Here is a 17196-nt window from a genome sequence, read left to right as displayed (position 1 = left end):
TCGTGCCCCGGCCTCCGGGCTCAGGCACCTGCCGCCTCCGCGAGCCGTGCCGCCTCGTCGGCGTCGATCGCGGACCGCACCACCGGGCCCAGGTCGCCGTCCAGCACCTGGTCGAGGTTGTAGGCCTTGTAGCCGGTGCGGTGGTCGGCGATGCGGTTCTCGGGGAAGTTGTACGTGCGGATCCGCTCGGAGCGGTCCACGGTGCGCACCTGCGAGCGGCGCAGCTCGGCGGACTCGGCGGCGGCGGCCTCCGCCTGCGCCGCCAGGAGGCGGGCACGCAGCACGCGCATGGCCTGCTCCCGGTTCTGCAGCTGCGACTTCTCGTTCTGCATCGAGACCACGATGCCGGTGGGCAGGTGGGTGATGCGCACCGCGGAGTCCGTGGTGTTGACGGACTGCCCGCCCGGACCCGAGGACCGGTAGACGTCGATGCGCAGGTCGTTCTGGTCGATCTCGAGCTCACCCGGGTCGTCCACCTCGGGGAACACGAGCACGCCCGCGGCCGAGGTGTGGATGCGACCCTGCGACTCCGTGACGGGCACCCGCTGCACGCGGTGCACGCCGCCCTCGTACTTGAGGCTGTGCCAGACGCCGTCCTCGGGGCCCTGCACGCTCTTGGCCTTGATCGCCACCTGGACGTCCTTGTAGCCGCCCAGGTCGGACTCGGTGGCCTCCAGGACCTGCGTGGACCAGCCGCGCTGCTCCGCGTACCGCAGGTACATGCGCAGCAGGTCGCCCGCGAACAGCGCGGACTCCTCCCCGCCCTCGCCCGCCTTGATCTCGAGGATGACGTCACGGCCGTCGTCGGGGTCGCGCGGGACGAGCACACGGCGCAGCCGCTCCTCGGCCGCGGCCTCCGCCTCGCGCAGGCCCGGCAGCTCCTCGGCGAACGACGCGTCCTCGGCGGCCAGCTCGGCGGCGGCCTCGGCGTCGTCGTGGGCCTGCTCCCACGCCTTGTAGGCACCCACCACCTGGTTCAGCTCGGCGTAGCGCCGGCCGAGGGTCCGGGCGCGGCCGGGGTCGGCGTGCACGGCGGGGTCCGCCAGTGCCGTCTCGATCTCGGCGTGCTCGCTGAGCAGCGGCCCGACACCGGCAAACGCTTCGGTCACGATCTCTCCTCGGTACTACGGCTGGGGTCCGGGCAAAGCAACAGCGCCGGTGGTCCGGTGCCCGACTGCCCCTGGAGAGGTTGTCGGACCGGACCACCGGCGCTGCGGAGTCGCTACTTGTCGGCGGCCTTCTTGCCGTAGCGCGCCTGGAACCGGGCCACGCGGCCACCGGTGTCCATGATCTTCTGCTTGCCCGTGTAGAACGGGTGGCAGGCGCTGCAGACGTCGGCGCTGATCTTGCCGGACGTCTCGGTGCTACGCGTCGTGAAGGTGTTGCCACAGGTGCAGGTGACCTGGGTGACGACGTACTCAGGGTGGATTCCAGCCCTCATGGTGCTCCTTGGTTGTGATGCCGCTGGGTCGCCCTGCAGAACCGCAGGCGCGTGAACCAGCGAGCCAGCCAGTCATTCTGCCACTACCTCGCCCGGATGGGCGAGGCAGCGGGGTGTGACGTGGACCGTCCGGATCAGACGGTCTCGCCGACGTTCTCGTCCTCGGTCAGACCACCCGGCGTCGTCTTCTGCACGTGCAGCAGGAACTCGACGTTGGTCTTGGTCTTCTTGAGCTGACCGAGCAGCAGCTCGGCGGCCTGCGTCTGGTCGAGCGCGCCCATGACGCGGCGCAGCTTGTAGACGATCGCGAGCTCGTCCTTCGACATGAGGATCTCCTCGCGTCGCGTGCTCGAGCCGTTGACGTCGATCGCCGGGAAGATGCGCTTCTCGGCCAGGGACCGCGACAGGCGCAGCTCCATGTTGCCGGTGCCCTTGAACTCCTCGAAGATCACCTCGTCCATCTTCGAGCCGGTCTCCACCAGCGCGGTGGCGAGGATGGTCAGCGAGCCGCCGTCCTCGATGTTGCGGGCGGCACCGAAGAACTTCTTGGGCGGGTAGAGCGCCGCGGCGTCCACACCACCCGACAGGATGCGGCCCGACGCCGGGGCGGCCAGGTTGTAGGCGCGCGACAGGCGGGTGATGCCGTCGAGCAGCACCACGACGTCCTGACCCAGCTCCACGAGGCGCTTGGCCCGCTCGATGGCGAGCTCGGCGACCAGCGTGTGGTCGGAGGCGTGGCGGTCGAAGGTCGAGGAGATGACCTCGCCCTTGACCGAGCGCTCGAAGTCGGTGACCTCTTCCGGACGCTCGTCCACCAGCACGACCATGAGGTGGACCTCAGGGTTGTTGGTGGTGATCGCGTTGGCGATCTGCTGCATCATCAGCGTCTTGCCGGCCTTGGGCGGCGCGACGATGAGGCCGCGCTGGCCCTTGCCGATCGGCGCGACGATGTCGATCACGCGCGGCGTCAGCTTGGTCGCCTCGGGGTTCTCCAGGCGCAGACGCTCCTGCGGGTACAGCGGCGTCAGCTTGGTGAACTCGGGGCGCTCCCGCGCCTCCTCCGGCGTCATGCCGTTCACGGTGTCCAGGCGGACCAGGGCGTTGAACTTGTTCACCTTGGCGTTGCGCCCGGTGGGCTGCTGCGGCGGCTCCTCGCCCTCGCGCGGCTGGCGGACGGCGCCGACGACGGCGTCACCGCGGCGCAGACCGGCCTTCTTGACCTGGTTCAGCGACACGTACACGTCGTTGTTGCCCGGCAGGTAGCCCGACGTCCGCACGAACGCGTAGTTGTCGAGGATGTCGAGGATGCCGGCGACGGGCAGCAGCACGTCGTCCTCGCGCACCTCGACGTTCTCGAGGCCCGCGACGTCCGGACCCTGGCGACCGCGGCCGCGCTTGCGGTCCCGGCCCCGGTCCCGGCCGCGGCGGCGGCGCGAACCGCGCTCGTCGTCGAGGTCGTTGTTCCGGTCGGCGTTGCGGTCGTTGTTCCGCTCGCCGCCACGGTTGCTGCCGCGCTCGTTCCGGTCGGCACCGCGCTCGCCGCCACGCTCACCGGAGCGGTCGTTGCGGGAGCCCTGCCGGCCGCTGCCGGACTGGCCGTTACGGGTCTCGGAAGTCTTGTCGCCGTTCTGCTCGGCGGCACCCTGGCCGCGGCCGGAACGACGGCCGCCCTGCTCGCGCGGAGCGGCCACGGCCTCGGCGAGCTGGGCCAGGCGGGCGGCCTTCTCGGCCTCCGTGCTGGCGTCGGCGCGCACACCCGAGGTGGCGACCTCGGCGGCGGCGACCGGCGTCTCGGCGCGGGCGGGCTTGTCGGTGGTGGGCTGCTCCACGGTGGCAGCGGCACGGCTCGGACGCTTCGTCGCGCCGCCCGTCTTCTCGCGGATGGTCTCCACGAGGTCGCTCTTGCGCATCCTGGAGGTGCCCTTCACGCCCAGGTCTCCGGCGAGTGCCTGGAGCTCGGCGAGGCGCATGCTGCTCAGCGCTCCGGCGGTACGGCCGGCGGCTTCCTGAGCGTTATCGGTGGTGTCTGTCACGAAGGACCCTTCCCCCTCGAACTGCGGCTGATCGCGTGATCGCGGGCCGCGGGATAGTGGGCGTCCGGCACGAGATGGCCGAGGCGCGAAAAACCTCGCATCAGTGGTACGACGACGACGGCGGACGGGGGCGTTGTCTGCCTTCTCGCGAGATGCGGTAGCCGTGGGTCACGGCCTGCAACGGGCACGGCTGAGCAGCCGAGGTTCACTGGATCAGAACTCTGCCGATCAGGCGGTGAGGAACCGAGAAGATTCCGGGCTCCCGCCACCATGGCTCAGGACGTGCGATCCCGAAGGTTCACTGCATACTACCACCCCGTACTGCCCGTGATCATGGCCCGACACGGTGCGTTCCCGGACGACCCGTCGCACCTGCCGAGCCGGACGATAGCGCACCCGTGTTTCCGGAAACTCTCCGTGCGCGTGCACCGGTCATGTCGATTCCCGGACTCAACCGTCGCCAACCCGCCGACTCGTCCACCAGCTCCGCCAGGACCGCGTCACGACGGGCCCTGTGCTCCGGCCCGGCGAGCACCAGGACGGTGGGCCCGGCGCCCGAGACCGTGGCCGGCACGCCGGCCTCCCGCAGCGCCCGCAGCAGCTCGCTGGACGCCCCCAGGACGGCCGCGCGGTAGGACTGGTGCAGCCGGTCCTCCGTGGCGTCGAACAGCAGCTCCGGCCGCCGGGCGAGCGCCTCGACGAGGAGTGCCGCCCGGCCCGCGGTGAACGCGGCGTCGCCGTGCGACACGCGGGCCGGCAGGGCCGCGCGGGCCCGGGCCGTCGCCAGCCGGGCGTCCGGTACCAGCACGGTGGCCTCGATCGTGGGATCCACGTCCAGGCCGACGGCGCGCGGACCGTCGTCCGTGGTCCAGGCGACCGTGGCCCCGCCCTGGATGGCCGGGGCAGCGTTGTCGGGATGCCCCTCGAACTCGGTGGCCAGCGCGAGCACCGTGGTGGCGTCGATCGCGCGCGGGTCGGCGAGCAGCGCACGCGCCGCGACGATCCCGGCCACGACCGCGGCCGACGACGAGCCGAGCCCCCGTCCGTGCGGGATCACGTTGTGGCACGTCATGTGGATGCCGGTCGGGACGGCCCCGGCCAGGTCCATGGTACGGCGCAGCGCACGGACCACCAGGTGGTCCTCCCCCAGCGTGACCTCGCCCGCCCCCTCGCCCTCGACCTCGACGAGCACCTCGTCGCTCGCGACGAGCCGTACCTCGACCTCGTCGTACAGCGCGAGGGCCAGGCCCAGCGCGTCGAACCCCGGGCCGAGGTTCGCGCTGGTGGCGGGCACCCGGACCCGCACGTGGTCGGCGCCGAGCTGCATCAGAGTGACAGGGCGTCGGCGATCGACACGACGTCGGCGGAGACCCGTACGGGCTCCACCTCGCCGCCGTCGGGCGTGCGCAGCGCCCAGCCCGGGTCCTTGAGCCCGTGACCGGTCACCGTGATGGTGATGCGCGCCCCCGCAGGCACCAGGCCACGCTCGTGGCGTGCCAGGAGGCCTGCGACGCCTGCCGCGGAGGCCGGCTCGACGAACACGCCGACCTCGGCCGAGAGGATGCGGTGCGCCGCGAGGATCTGCTCGTCGGTCACCGCCTCGATGACGCCGCCGGACGTGTCGCGGGCCTGCTCGGCCTGCTCCCACGAGGCGGGGTTGCCGATCCGGATGGCGGTCGCGATGGTGTCCGGCTCGTCGACCGGGTGCCCCTTGACGATCGGGGCGGCGCCGGCGGCCTGGAAGCCCCACATGGCCGGCGTACGGCTCGCGACACCCGCCTCGGCGTACTCGGTGAAACCCTTCCAGTAGGCCGTGATATTCCCGGCGTTGCCGACGGGCAGCACGTGGATGTCCGGGGCGTCGCCCAGCGCGTCCACGATCTCGAACGCGGCCGTCTTCTGGCCCTCGATCCGGTCGGGGTTCACCGAGTTCACGAGCTCGACCGGGTGGGTGTCGGCGAGCTTGCGCGCGGCCACCAGGCAGTCGTCGAAGTTGCCGTCCACCTGGAGCAGGCGCGCGCCGTGCGCCACGGCCTGGCTCAGCTTGCCCATCGCGATCTTGCCGTCCGGCACGAGCACGGCGCAGACCATCCCGGCCCGCGTCGCGTACGCGGCGGCCGACGCCGACGTGTTGCCGGTCGACGCGCACACCACGACCCGGGCGCCGCGCCCGGCGGCCGCCGAGATCGCGGTGGTCATCCCCCGGTCCTTGAAGGAGCCGGTGGGGTTCATGCCCTCGACCTTGACGTACACGTCGGCGCCCGTGCGCTCCGACAGCGCGGGAGCGGGGACGAGCGGCGTGCCGCCCTCGCCGAGCGTCACGATCTTCTGCTGCAGGTGGGCGGGCAGGCGGTCGGCGTACTCGGCGATCACGCCGCGCCACAGGCGTGAGGTGGGTGCGCCGGGAGCGGCGGACGGGAGGTTCGGTTCAGCGGGCAGCACGGGCACGGTTCAGCCTTCGACTCTCAGGACGGACGTGATCTCGCGGACCGGTTCGAGCGTGCGGACCGCCGCGATGGTGGCGGCCAGCGACGCCTCGCGGGCCGCGTGGGTGGTCAGGAGCAGCTCGGCGGTGCCCTCCGAGGGGCCGGTCTGGCGCACGGTGTCGATCGACACGCCGTGGTCGCCCACGACGCCGGCGACCTGGGCCAGCACCCCCGGCAGGTCGGCCACCAGCAGGCGGACCTGGTAGCGCGTCACCGCGGCGTCGGGCGGGAGCAGCGGGCGGGCCGCATAGGTGGACTCCTGCGGGCCCTTGCCGCCGAGCACACGGTGGCGCGCCGCCGAGACGACGTCGCCGACGACGGCCGACGCCGTGGGGCGCCCCCCGGCGCCCTGCCCGTAGAACATGAGCGGACCTGCGGCGTCCGCCTCGACGAAGACCGCGTTGAAGGCACCCTTCACACCCGCCAGCGGGTGGTCCAGCGGGACGAGCGCCGGGTGCACCCGGACGGAGACACCCTCACCGGTCTGCTCGGCGATGGCCAGCAGCTTCACGGCGTGCCCGGTCCGGGCCGCCCACGCGACGTCGTCGGACGTGATGCCGCGGATGCCCTCGCGGGCCACGTCGTCCGCCGAGACCCGGGTGTGGAAGGCCAGGCTGGCGAGGATCGCGGCCTTCGCCGCGGCGTCGTACCCGTCCACGTCGGCCGTCGGGTCCGCCTCGGCGTAGCCGAGCTCCTGGGCCTGCTTCACCGCCGCGTCGAGGTCCAGCCCGCTCGTGGCCATCTGGTCCAGCACGTAGTTGGTGGTGCCGTTGACGATGCCGAGCACGCGGCGCACGTGGTCGCCCGCCAGGGACTCCCGCACCGGCCGCACGATGGGGATGGCGCCCGCGACGGCGGCCTCGTAGTAGATGTCGACGCCGGCGGAGTCGGCCGCCTTGTAGAGCGTGGGCCCGTCCGCCGCCAGCAGCGCCTTGTTCGCCGTGACCACGGCCGCGCCGCCCTCGATGGCCCGCAGCAGCAGGCCACGCGCGGGTTCGGTACCACCGATCACCTCGACGACGATGTCCGCGCCGTCCACGAGCGACTCCGCGTCCTGCGTCAGCAGCTCGCGCGGGATCGCCGGGTCACGGGGCTGGGCCGTGCTGCGGACGGCGATGCCCACGAGCTCCAGCGGGGCACCCGCGCGGGCGGCCAGGTCGGCACCCTGCTCCAGCAGGATCCGGGCCACCTCGGTGCCCACGACGCCGCAGCCGAGCAGAACGACACGCAGCCCGCGCGCGGGCTCGGGGACGTGGACGGGCACGGCGATCCTGCTTTCGTCGGGGGACTCATCGAGGCGGGCGGTCCGGTCCGGTGCGGGCCCGCACGGAGAGCTCCGGCCGTTGCGATCAGGGTAACCGGACCGTCCGACACCGGAGACCGCTGTCTCACACGGGGAACGCCGAGGCGGTCACCCGGCGGGCGGGCGACCGCCTCGGCGGACGGACGGGGTGACGGCGGCCGTCAGGCCTCGTTGACCCCGTGGCAGACCTTGTACTTCTTGCCCGACCCGCACGGGCACTGCGCGTTGCGCGGCGTGCCGGGGAACGTCCGGCCGTCGCTCGCCACGGCGCTGGCCTCGCCGTGCAGCGCCGCACGCCGGCGGGCGCCGTCGGACGACTGCATGAACGCCGAGCCCGAGCCGTCCTCGCTCGGTGCCGAGTAGGTCAGCGGCTGCTGCCGGTTCGGGGTGTCCAGGCCCTTGGCCAGCAGGATCGGCTCGGTCGCCGCACCCGCCGCACGCCGCGGCCGGGGGGCCGGTGCCTGCTGCGCCGCCGCGGCCGGCTGCACCGCGGGGATCTGGGTCGTGGGCGGCGCGTCGGGCTGTCCGGTGCCCAGACGGCCACGCGGCGGCACGGGGCCGACGGTGGGCAGCTCCGGGGCGCCGTCGGCCTGCTCGGCGTCGGGCTGCTGCACCGTGACCTCGAGGTTGAACAGGAACCCGACCGACTCCTCCTTGATGGCGTCGGTCATCGCCTGGAAGAGCTGGAAGCCCTCGCGCTGGTACTCGACCAGCGGGTCACGCTGCGCCATGGCGCGCAGCCCGATGCCCTCCTTGAGGTAGTCCATCTCGTAGAGGTGCTCGCGCCACTTGCGGTCCAGCACGGAGAGCACCACGCGGCGCTCGAGCTGGCGCATCGCGGGCGACGTCAGCTCGTCCTCGCGTGCCTGGTAGGCCACGCGGGCGTCGGACAGGATCTCCTCCAGCAGCATCTCGCCGGTGAGCCGGTCGAGGCCGCCGGCCTCCTCCGCGATCTCCTCCGGGGTCAGCGACACCGGGTAGACCGCCTTGAGCGCCGTCCACAGGGCGTCGAGGTCCCACTGCTCACCGGTGCTGCCGTCGGCCGTCGCGTTGGTGACGTAGTCGGTGATGGTGTCCGTCAGGAAGTGCTGCACCTGCTCGCGCAGGTCCTCCCCCTGGAGCACCCGCAGCCGCTCGGCGTAGATGACGCTGCGCTGGCGCGAGAGGACGTCGTCGTACTTGAGGACGTTCTTGCGGATCTCGAAGTTGCGGGACTCCACCTGGCCCTGCGCGGACATGATGCCGCGCGTGACCATCTTGGACTCCAGCGGCATGTCGTCCGGGAAGCCCGCGCGGTTCATCATCGACTCGGCCAGGCCAGAGTTGAACAGGCGCATCAGGTCGTCCTGCATCGACAGGTAGAACCGGGACTCCCCGGGGTCGCCCTGGCGGCCGGAACGGCCACGGAGCTGGTTGTCGATGCGGCGGGACTCGTGCCGCTCCGTGCCGAGCACGTAGAGGCCGCCGGCCTCCTTGACCTCGTCGTGCTCGGCGGCCACGCGCGCCTTGGCCTTCTCGAGGGCCTCCGGCCAGGCCGCCTCGTACTCCTCGGGGGTCTCGACCGGGTCCAGGCCGCGCTCGGCGAGCTCGGCCACCGCGAGGTACTCGGCGTTGCCGCCGAGCATGATGTCGGTACCGCGGCCGGCCATGTTGGTGGCGACCGTGACGGCGCCCTTGCGGCCCGCCATGGCCACGACCGCGGCCTCACGCTCGTGCTCCTTGGCGTTCAGCACGTTGTGCGGCACGCCGGCCTTCTTGAGCTTGGCGCTCAGGAGCTCCGACTTCTCGACGCTGGTGGTACCCACCAGGACCGGCTGGCCGTAGGCGTGCCGCTCCACGATGTCGGCCACCACCGCGTTGAACTTGCCCTCCTCGTTCTTGTACACGAGGTCGGGCTGGTCGATGCGCTGCGGCGGCTTGTTCGTCGGGATCGGCACCACGCCCAGCTTGTACGTGCCCTGGAACTCGGCGGCCTCGGTCTCGGCCGTACCGGTCATGCCGGACAGCTTGGCGTAGAGGCGGAAGTAGTTCTGGAGGGTGATCGTGGCGAGCGTCTGGTTCTCCGCCTTGATCTCCACCCCCTCCTTCGCCTCGATGGCCTGGTGCATGCCCTCGTTGTAGCGACGGCCCGCGAGGATACGGCCCGTGTGCTCGTCGACGATCATGACCTCGCCGTTCAGCACGACGTAGTCCTTGTCGCGCTTGAACAGCTCCTTCGCCTTGATGGCGTTGTTCAGGAACCCGATCAGCGGCGTGTTCAGCGACTCGTAGAGGTTGTCGATGCCGAGGTAGTCCTCGATCTTCGCGATGCCCGGCTCGAGCACGCCGACGGTCCGCTTCTTCTCGTCGACCTCGTAGTCGACGGTGGGGACCAGGCGGCGCACCACCTTGGCGAACTCGTTGTACCAGCGGTTCGCGTCGCCGGCGGCGGGGCCGGAGATGATCAGCGGCGTGCGGGCCTCGTCGATGAGGATGGAGTCCACCTCGTCGACGATGGCGAAGTTGTGCCCGCGCTGGACCAGGTCGTCGGTGGACCACGCCATGTTGTCGCGCAGGTAGTCGAAACCGAACTCGTTGTTCGTGCCGTAGGTGATGTCGGCCGCGTACATCTCGCGGCGCTGCGCCGGCGTCTGGCCGGACAGGATGACACCCGTGGTCATGCCCATGAACCGGAAGACGCGGCCCATCAGGTCACCCTGGTACTTGGCCAGGTAGTCGTTGGTGGTGATCACGTGCACGCCGTCGCCGCTCAGGGCGTTGAGGTAGGCGGCCGTGGTGGCCACCAGCGTCTTGCCCTCACCGGTGCGCATCTCGGCGATGTTGCCGAGGTGCAGCGCCGCGCCGCCCATGATCTGCACGTCGAAGTGCCGCTGGCCGAGCGTGCGGTGCGCCGCCTCGCGGATCGCCGCGAACGCCTCCGGCATGAGCTCGTCCAGGGTCGCGCCGTGCTCCAGGCGTTCCCGGAAGCGCGCGGTCTCCTCACGCAGCTCGGTGTCGCTCAGCTCGACAAAGCTGGGCTCCAAGCGGTTGACCTGCTCAGCCACGGAATGCAGCTTCTTCAGGACACGTCCTTCGCCGATGCGCAGGACCTTGTCGAGGATGGACACGCGGGTTCTCCCAGCTCGTCGTCACGTTTCGCCGTCGCCCATGGTAGGCCGTAAACCTGGGCCCGTGGCCCAGAGCCGGAGGCGGACCGGCGGGGTTCGCTCTCGGGGTAACGATCACGGGAAGCCCGCGGTTCCGGCGAACCGGTGTCCGCCCCATGCGGCGGTACCAGATAAAGTGGGTCGCACCGCCCACCCGCCCGCGCTCGTGGGGCAGGCCGTACCGTGCTCTCCCTCGGGGTTCCGCCCCGGCAAGCCACGACGGCCGGCGCCCGCGAACCCTGACAGGACGGTACGGACGTGCTCCTCGTACTGCTTGCCCACGGGGCCCTGGCTCTCGCCGCCCCCGCACTCGTCGCAGCCCTGGGCCGGCGCGCCTTCTGGGTGCTCGCCCTCGGCCCTGCGGCAGCCGCCCTCTACGCCCTGTCCCGGACCCGTGCCGTGCTGGACGGCGACGTCCCCACCGAGCACGTGCCGTGGATCCCCGCGCTCGGCCTCGGCATCGACCTCCGGCTGGACCTGCTGTCGTGGGTCATGCTCCTGGTGGTGGGCGGCGTCGGCGCGCTGGTGATGCTCTACTGCGGCGCCTACTTCTCCCGCGAGGCCCGCGGCCTGGGCCGGTTCGGCGGGTTCCTCGTGGCCTTCGCCGGCTCGATGGCGGGCCTCGTCGTGGCCGACGACATGCTCCTCCTCTTCGTGTTCTGGGAGCTCACCACCGTCTTCTCCTACCTGCTGATCGGCCACTACGCGGACCGCACCTCGTCCCGCCGGGCCGCCATGCAGGCCATCGTCGTCACCACCGCCGGGGGCCTGGCCATGCTGGTCGGCGTGGTCGTGCTCGGCGTGACCGCGGGCACCTGGAGCGTCTCCGCCGTCGTGGCCGACCCGCCGTCGGGCCCCGCCGTCACCGTGGCCGTGGTCTGCCTGCTGGCCGGTGCCGCCACCAAGTCCGCGCTCGTGCCGACGCACTTCTGGCTGCCCGCCGCGATGGCCGCCCCCACCCCCGTCTCCGCCTACCTGCACGCCGCTGCGATGGTGAAGGCGGGCATCTACCTGATCGCCCGCTTCGCGCCGGCGTTCTCCGACCTGCCGGCCTGGCGCGTGGTCGTGCTCGTGCTGGGCGGCGCCACGCTCCTGCTGGGCGGGTACCGTGCGCTGCGCCAGCACGACCTCAAGCTGGTCCTGGCGTTCGGCACCGTCTCGCAGCTCGGCCTGCTGACCATGCTGCTCGGCTACGGCACCCGCGCCACCGCGCTCGCCGGGCTCGCCCTGCTCGGCGCGCACGCGCTGTTCAAGGCCTCCCTGTTCCTGGTGGTCGGCGTGGTCGACGCCGCCACCGGCACCCGCGACCTGCGCAAGCTCGCCGGCGTCGCCCGCCGGCTCCCGGTGACCGCGCTGGCCGCGACGCTCGCGACGGCGTCGATGATCGGCCTGCCTCCCTTCGCCGGCTACGTCGCCAAGGAGGCCGCGCTGGCGGCCTGGGCGCACGACGGCGATCCGCTGAGCACCGTCATGATCGTCGTGGTCGCGGTGGGCTCCGCGCTCACCGTCGCCTACGGGCTCCGCTTCCTCTGGGGCGCCTTCAAGCCGCGGCTGCCCGCAGCGAGCACGCCCGGCACGCCCGGCACCCCGGACGACGACGGCGCACCGACGACCGTGCACCCGCAGCCGTTCTGGATGGTGGCCCCGCCGCTGGTCCTCGCCCTCGGTGGCCTCGCCGTGGCGCTGGTGCCCCAGGTCGGCCAGGACCTGCTGGGCCGGCACGCCGACACCTACCCCTCGGGCGACCCCGGCCACCTCACGCTCTGGGACGGGTTCACGCCCGTCCTGGCGCTCACCGTCGCGGTGCTCGCCGTGGGCGCCCTCGCGTTCTGGCAGCGCGACCGCGTCGAGCGGCTGCAGGCGGCGCTCTGGTTCCCCGACGGCGCCGACGTCGTGTACCGGCGCATCATGCGCAAGCTGGACCGGCTCGCCAGCGACGTCACCGCGGGCACCCAGCGCGGCTCCCTGCCCTTCTACCTCGGCGTCATCCTGGTGGTCCTGGCGGTCGGTCCCGGGGTCGCCCTGGCCACGGGCCTGGTCGGCGCGAGCGGCGCGGACGCCCTTCCCGGCGCGGCGCTCACCGCCGACCGCGCCGACGTGCTCCGGCTGGGCCCCTTCGCGATCGTGCCGTGGGACGGTCCCGCCCAGGTCGCCGTCGTGCTCGTGATCGTGGTGGCCGCCGTGCTGACGGCCCGGGCCCGGCGCCGGCTCAAGGCGGTCTTCCTCGCCGGGGTCGCGGGCTACGGGAACGCCGCGCTGTTCCTGCTGCACGGCGCACCCGACCTGGCCCTCACCCAGGTCCTGTGCGAGACGGTGACGCTCGTCGTGATGGTGCTGGTGCTCCGCCGCCTGCCACCTCACTTCTCGGACCGGCCGCTGGCGGCCAGCCGCTGGGTCCGGCTCGCGATCGGCGTGCTCACGGGCCTGGTGGTCATGGCGTTCGTCGCCGCGGCCCCGCTGGTGCGCGTGCACGGGCCGATCTCGGTCGACTTCCCCGGGGAGGCCGAGACGTTCGGCGGCGGGCACAACGTCGTCAACGTGACGCTCGTCGACATCCGCGCCTGGGACACCGTGGGCGAGATCTCGGTGCTGCTGGTGGCCGCCACGGGCGTCGCGTCCCTCGTCTTCCTGCGCCAGCGCAGCGGCGACGTGCTGCGGCTCGACCCGGGAGGCGACGAGCCGGCCGACCCGACGGGGCGGTCCCGCTCCCGGCAGACGCGGCCGGGCACCTGGCTGGTCGCGGGGCCGACCCTGGACCCCGGCGCACGGTCGGTGATGTTCGAGGTGGTCACCCGCCTGCTGTTCTACCCGATGATCCTGTTCGCGCTGTTCCTGCTGTTCAGCGGGCACAACGCTCCTGGCGGCGGGTTCGCCGCCGGGCTGGTGGCCGGCCTCGCGCTGGTGGTCCGCTACCTGGCCGGCGGCCGGTACGAGCTCGGCGAGGCGGCGCCCGTGCACCCCGGCCTCGTGCTCGGCACCGGGCTGTTCCTGTCGGCCGGCGTCGGGCTGGTCGCGCTGCTCGTCGGCCAGGCCGCGCTCGAGAGCACGATCCTCGACCTGCACCTGCCGGTGCTGGGCGACGTGCACCTGGTCACCAGCCTGTTCTTCGACATCGGAGTGTTCCTCGTGGTCATCGGCCTGGTCATCGACATCCTGCGCTCCTTCGGGGCCGAGCTGGACCGGCAGGCCGAACCGTTCTCGGCCCGCGGAGCCCGCGAGCGCGTGCCGTTCGCCGTCGCGGGCACCCGGTCCGGTTCCCGGGCAGGGTCCCGAGCCGGGTCCCGTTCGCGGACGGGAGAGGAGGACGCATGATCGTGCTCGACAACGTCCCCTCCGGGACGCTCCTGGTGGCCGTCGGCGTGCTGGTCGCCGCCGGGGTCTACCTGCTGCTGGAGCGGTCGCTCACGCGCGTGCTGCTCGGGTTCGTGCTGCTGGGCAACGGGGCCAACCTCGCGCTCCTGCTGGCCGGCGGGCGCGCGGGTGCGCCGCCCATCACCGGTGTCACCACCGAGCCCATGAGCGACCCCCTGGCACAGGCGATGATCCTGACGTCGATCGTCATCACCCTCGCCCTGGTCGCCTTCGTCCTCGCGATGGCGTACCGGTCCTGGCAGCTCCACGGCCACGACGAGGTCCAGGACGACCTGGAGGACACCCGTATCGCGCGGCTCGCGGTCCAGGACGCACCGTCCTACGCGGACAGCGACGCCGACGAGCCCGCCGCGACGCTGGACGACGAGGCGGTGACGGCCCGCGACGAGGTCGCCCTGCCCGACCCGGTGACCGACCCGCGGCCTCGCGGAGGTGACGACGCGTGAACCTGTGGACCGTGCAGACCCTCGTACCGCTCCCCGTGCTGGTGCCGCTGTTCGCCGCGGGCCTGGCGCTCGCCCTGCACCGGCACGAACGGGCCCAGCGGATCATCTCCGTGGTGGCCCTGTCGGTGGCCGCGGCCGCCGCCGCGGGCCTGGTGGTCGCAGCCCAGGACGGCCCTGTCGTCAACGACCTCGGCGGCTGGGCCGCACCGGTGGGCGTCAACCTGGTGGCCGACCCGCTGGCCGCACTGATGCTGCTGGTCAGCAGCATCATGCTGCTCTGCGTGCTGCTGTACTCGATGGCGCAGGGCATCGCCGACGGCAACGACCGCACGGCGCCCGCCGCCAAGGGTGCCGAGGCGCTGCGCCGCACCCTGGAGGCACAGGACGCGGACGCCGACGAGTCGGGGCGCCGCGACGTCCTGCCGGTCGCGATCTTCCACCCGACGTTCCTGATCCTGGCGGCGGGCGTGGCGGACGCCTTCCTGGCCGGCGACCTGTTCAACCTCTACGTGGGCTTCGAAATCCTGCTGGCCGCCTCCTACGTGCTGCTCACGCTCGGCGGCACCAGCGAGCGGATCCGCGCGGGCAGCGTCTACGTGGTCGTCGCCCTGCTCAGCTCGATCGTCTTCCTGCTCGCGGTCGGCCTGGTCTACGCGTCGACCGGGACCGTGAACATGGCCCAGCTCGCCGAGCGACTGCCCGACGTCGACCCGGGGGTGCGGCTGGGCATCCAGGCGCTGCTGCTGCTCGCCTTCGGCATCAAGGCGGCCATCTTCCCGCTGTCGGCCTGGCTCCCCGACTCCTACCCGACGGCGCCCGCTCCGGTCACCGCCGTCTTCGCGGGCCTGCTCACGAAGGTGGGCGTCTACGCCATCCTGCGCACGCAGACCGTGCTGTTCCCGCAGAACGAGAAGCTGGAGGCGGTGCTCCTGGTGCTGGCGCTCGCCACGATGCTCGTCGGGATCCTGGGCGCCGTGGCACAGGACGACGTCAAACGTCTCCTGTCGTTCACGCTGGTCAGCCATATCGGCTACATGATCTTCGGCGTGGCGCTCGCCACCCAGGCGAGCACCGCCGCGGCCATCTTCTACGTGGTGCACCACATCACCGTGCAGACCGCGCTGTTCCTGGTCGTGGGGCTGATCGAACGGCGCAGCGGCACCACGTCGCTGGAACGGCTGGGCGGGCTGGCCACGATGGCGCCCGGCCTGGCGATCCTGTTCTTCGTGCCCGCGATGAATCTCGCCGGCATCCCGCCGCTGTCCGGGTTCCTGGGCAAGGTCGGGCTCCTGGAGGCGGGCGTGGTGGACGGCTCGGTGCTCGCCTGGGCCCTGGTGATCGGTTCGGTGGTCACGTCCCTGCTGACCCTCTACGCGGTGATCCGGGCCTGGAACAAGGCGTTCTGGCAGCCGTGCCCCGACAAGGAGAGCCTGCCGACGGCGGCCCCCCTGCCCTGGGGCATGGTCGGCCCGACCGCAGCCCTGGTCACCGTGGGCGTGAGCCTCACCGTGCTGGCGGGGCCCCTCTACGACTACGCGGAACGGGCGGCCGAGACGGCCATGGACGGTCGCACGTACGTCGAGTCGGTGTTCCCCGACGGGGCGCCCCGGGGCACGGGCGAGTCCAACGAGGTGCGGGACCACGTCGAGGAGGGCGCAGGATGACCGGTACGAACATGACCGGTACGGACCAGGCCGCTGCGGCGCAGGCCGCCCCCGGCACCGAGGGGCCGCGGCGCCGCTGGGCGCGGCGCCTGCGCAGGACGTGGCCCACGTCGGCCGTCGGCGCCGTGCTCTGGGTGCTCCTGTGGGGCGACCTGTCCTGGGCGAACCTGCTGTCCGGCGCCGTGCTCGGCGCACTGGTGGCCGTCGCCCTCCCCCTGCCCCCGGTGGGTACGTCGGCGACCGTCCGGCCGGGCCCGCTGGCTCGGCTGGCGGGCCGGTTCGTCGCGGACCTCGTGGTCGCCTCCTTCCAGGTGGCCTGGCGGGCGGTCGCACCAGGCCCGACGCCGCGTGGCGGGCTCGTGACCGTCCCGCTCCGCGCGACCTCGGAGCTGTTCGTCGCGACCACCGCCGGGCTGTCGTCCATGGTGCCCGGCACCGTGGTGGTCGACCTGGACCGGGACCGCGGCACGCTGCGGCTGCACGTGCTCGACCTCGAACGGTCGGGCGGGCCGGACGCCGTCCGGCAGGAGACGCAGGCCCTGGAGGAGCGGCTGCTCCTCGCCTTCGCCCCCGGCGACGAGCTGGCCCGCCTGGCCCTGGGAGGAGAGCGATGATGATCGCCGTCGCCGTGGTGGCCACGGTCCTGCTCGCCGGGGCGGCGCTGCTCGCCGTCGTCCGGATGGAGCGCGGACCCTCGATGCTCGACCGCACGGTGGCGTTCGACGTGCTGACGACGGCGCTCGTCGGCGCGGTCGCGGTCGAGGCCGCGCTGTCCCGCCGCACCGAGTCCGTGCCGATCCTGGTGGTGCTGTCGATGGTCGGGTTCATCGGCTCCGTGGCCATCTCCCGGTTCGCCGCCGTCGAGCCGCCCAAGAAGGACCACACGGACCGCGACCACCCCGACCAGCAGGAGAAGACGCCATGACCGTCGTGACCGATGCCCTGGCCGCCGTCTGCCTGCTGCTGGGTGCCTTCTTCTCGTTCTCCGCGGGGTTGGGTGTCGTGCGGTTCGACAGCCTGCTGTCCCGCCTGCACGTGGTGGCCAAACCGCAGGTCCTGGGCCTGCTGCTGCTCCTGGCGGGGGTCGCGCTGCGGCTGCGGGACACCGGGTCGGCGAGCATGCTCGTGCTGGTGGCGGTGTTCCAGCTGCTCACCTCGCCCGTGGCCGCGCACATGGTGGGCCGGGCGGGCCTGCGCACCGGCAAGGTGGACCCGGCCCAGCTCGTCTACGACGACGCCCGGCCTGGCGGACGCCCCACGGACGACGCCTGATCCGACGGGCGGGCTCAGGTCGTGCGGGCCCAG

General features: G+C 72.5%; 13 protein-coding genes. 6 read left to right on the top strand and 7 right to left on the bottom strand.

Annotation, left to right across the window (positions count from 1 at the left end):
- Positions 1-20 precede the first annotated feature (20 nt).
- The 7 genes from prfA to secA all read right to left on the bottom strand — a co-directional run bounded on the left by prfA (position 21) and on the right by secA (position 10370).
- Entirely contained in the window at positions 21-1109 is a 1089-nt protein-coding gene (gene prfA / locus ACO229_RS26175) for a peptide chain release factor 1 (protein ID WP_397414951.1), read from the bottom strand.
- A 113-nt stretch (positions 1110-1222) separates the two neighbouring features.
- Complete coding sequence (gene rpmE / locus ACO229_RS26170; RefSeq protein WP_119142620.1) at positions 1223-1441, bottom strand: 50S ribosomal protein L31; 219 nt, start codon at positions 1439-1441, stop codon at positions 1223-1225.
- A 134-nt stretch (positions 1442-1575) separates the two neighbouring features.
- Complete coding sequence (rho, locus tag ACO229_RS26165; protein WP_423465349.1) at positions 1576-3411, bottom strand: transcription termination factor Rho; 1836 nt, start codon at positions 3409-3411, stop codon at positions 1576-1578.
- Positions 3412-3805: 394 nt separating this feature from the next.
- Positions 3806-4801, bottom strand: coding sequence for a homoserine kinase (thrB, locus tag ACO229_RS26160; RefSeq protein ID WP_397432895.1), 996 nt, complete (start codon positions 4799-4801; stop codon positions 3806-3808).
- Positions 4801-5916: a threonine synthase gene (gene thrC, locus ACO229_RS26155; RefSeq protein WP_397415193.1), complete on the bottom strand. Its 1116-nt coding sequence runs from the start codon at positions 5914-5916 to the stop codon at positions 4801-4803. Before thrC ends, thrB begins: the two co-directional genes overlap by 1 nt.
- Before the next feature lie 9 nt (positions 5917-5925).
- Positions 5926-7224 (bottom strand): homoserine dehydrogenase, encoded by a 1299-nt coding sequence (locus tag ACO229_RS26150; protein WP_397432896.1) that lies wholly within the window; start codon positions 7222-7224, stop codon positions 5926-5928.
- 200 nt (positions 7225-7424) lie between these two features.
- A complete protein-coding gene (gene secA, locus ACO229_RS26145; protein ID WP_423463239.1) occupies positions 7425-10370 on the bottom strand; it encodes a preprotein translocase subunit SecA in 2946 nt (981 codons plus the stop codon).
- Positions 10371-10667: 297 nt separating this feature from the next.
- On the opposite strand from secA, the gene ACO229_RS26140 reads away from it, so the two are divergent.
- The 6 genes from ACO229_RS26140 to mnhG are packed head-to-tail and all read left to right on the top strand — an operon-like array spanning position 10668 to position 17163.
- Positions 10668-13721: a Na+/H+ antiporter subunit A gene (locus ACO229_RS26140; RefSeq protein ID WP_423463238.1), complete on the top strand. Its 3054-nt coding sequence runs from the start codon at positions 10668-10670 to the stop codon at positions 13719-13721.
- Positions 13718-14227 carry a Na(+)/H(+) antiporter subunit C gene (locus tag ACO229_RS26135; protein WP_397414939.1) on the top strand — a complete coding sequence of 170 codons (510 nt, stop codon included), beginning with the start codon at positions 13718-13720 and terminating at the stop codon, positions 14225-14227. Before ACO229_RS26140 ends, ACO229_RS26135 begins: the two co-directional genes overlap by 4 nt.
- Entirely contained in the window at positions 14224-15891 is a 1668-nt protein-coding gene (locus ACO229_RS26130) for a Na+/H+ antiporter subunit D (RefSeq protein ID WP_423463237.1), read from the top strand. The genes ACO229_RS26135 and ACO229_RS26130 overlap by 4 nt, the downstream gene beginning before the upstream one ends.
- Positions 15888-16505 (top strand): Na+/H+ antiporter subunit E, encoded by a 618-nt coding sequence (locus tag ACO229_RS26125; RefSeq protein WP_423463236.1) that lies wholly within the window; start codon positions 15888-15890, stop codon positions 16503-16505. The genes ACO229_RS26130 and ACO229_RS26125 overlap by 4 nt, the downstream gene beginning before the upstream one ends.
- The gene (locus ACO229_RS26120) at positions 16502-16816 is read left to right on the top strand and encodes a monovalent cation/H+ antiporter complex subunit F (RefSeq protein WP_397414932.1); all 315 of its coding nucleotides are present in this window, start codon (positions 16502-16504) and stop codon (positions 16814-16816) included. Before ACO229_RS26125 ends, ACO229_RS26120 begins: the two co-directional genes overlap by 4 nt.
- Positions 16813-17163 (top strand): monovalent cation/H(+) antiporter subunit G, encoded by a 351-nt coding sequence (mnhG, locus tag ACO229_RS26115; protein ID WP_423463235.1) that lies wholly within the window; start codon positions 16813-16815, stop codon positions 17161-17163. The genes ACO229_RS26120 and mnhG overlap by 4 nt, the downstream gene beginning before the upstream one ends.
- Positions 17164-17196 lie beyond the last annotated feature (33 nt).

The organism is Promicromonospora sp. MS192 (assembly GCF_049532985.1).
Classification (GTDB): domain Bacteria; phylum Actinomycetota; class Actinomycetes; order Actinomycetales; family Cellulomonadaceae; genus Promicromonospora.
This window is presented reverse-complemented; position numbering and strand designations above follow the sequence as displayed.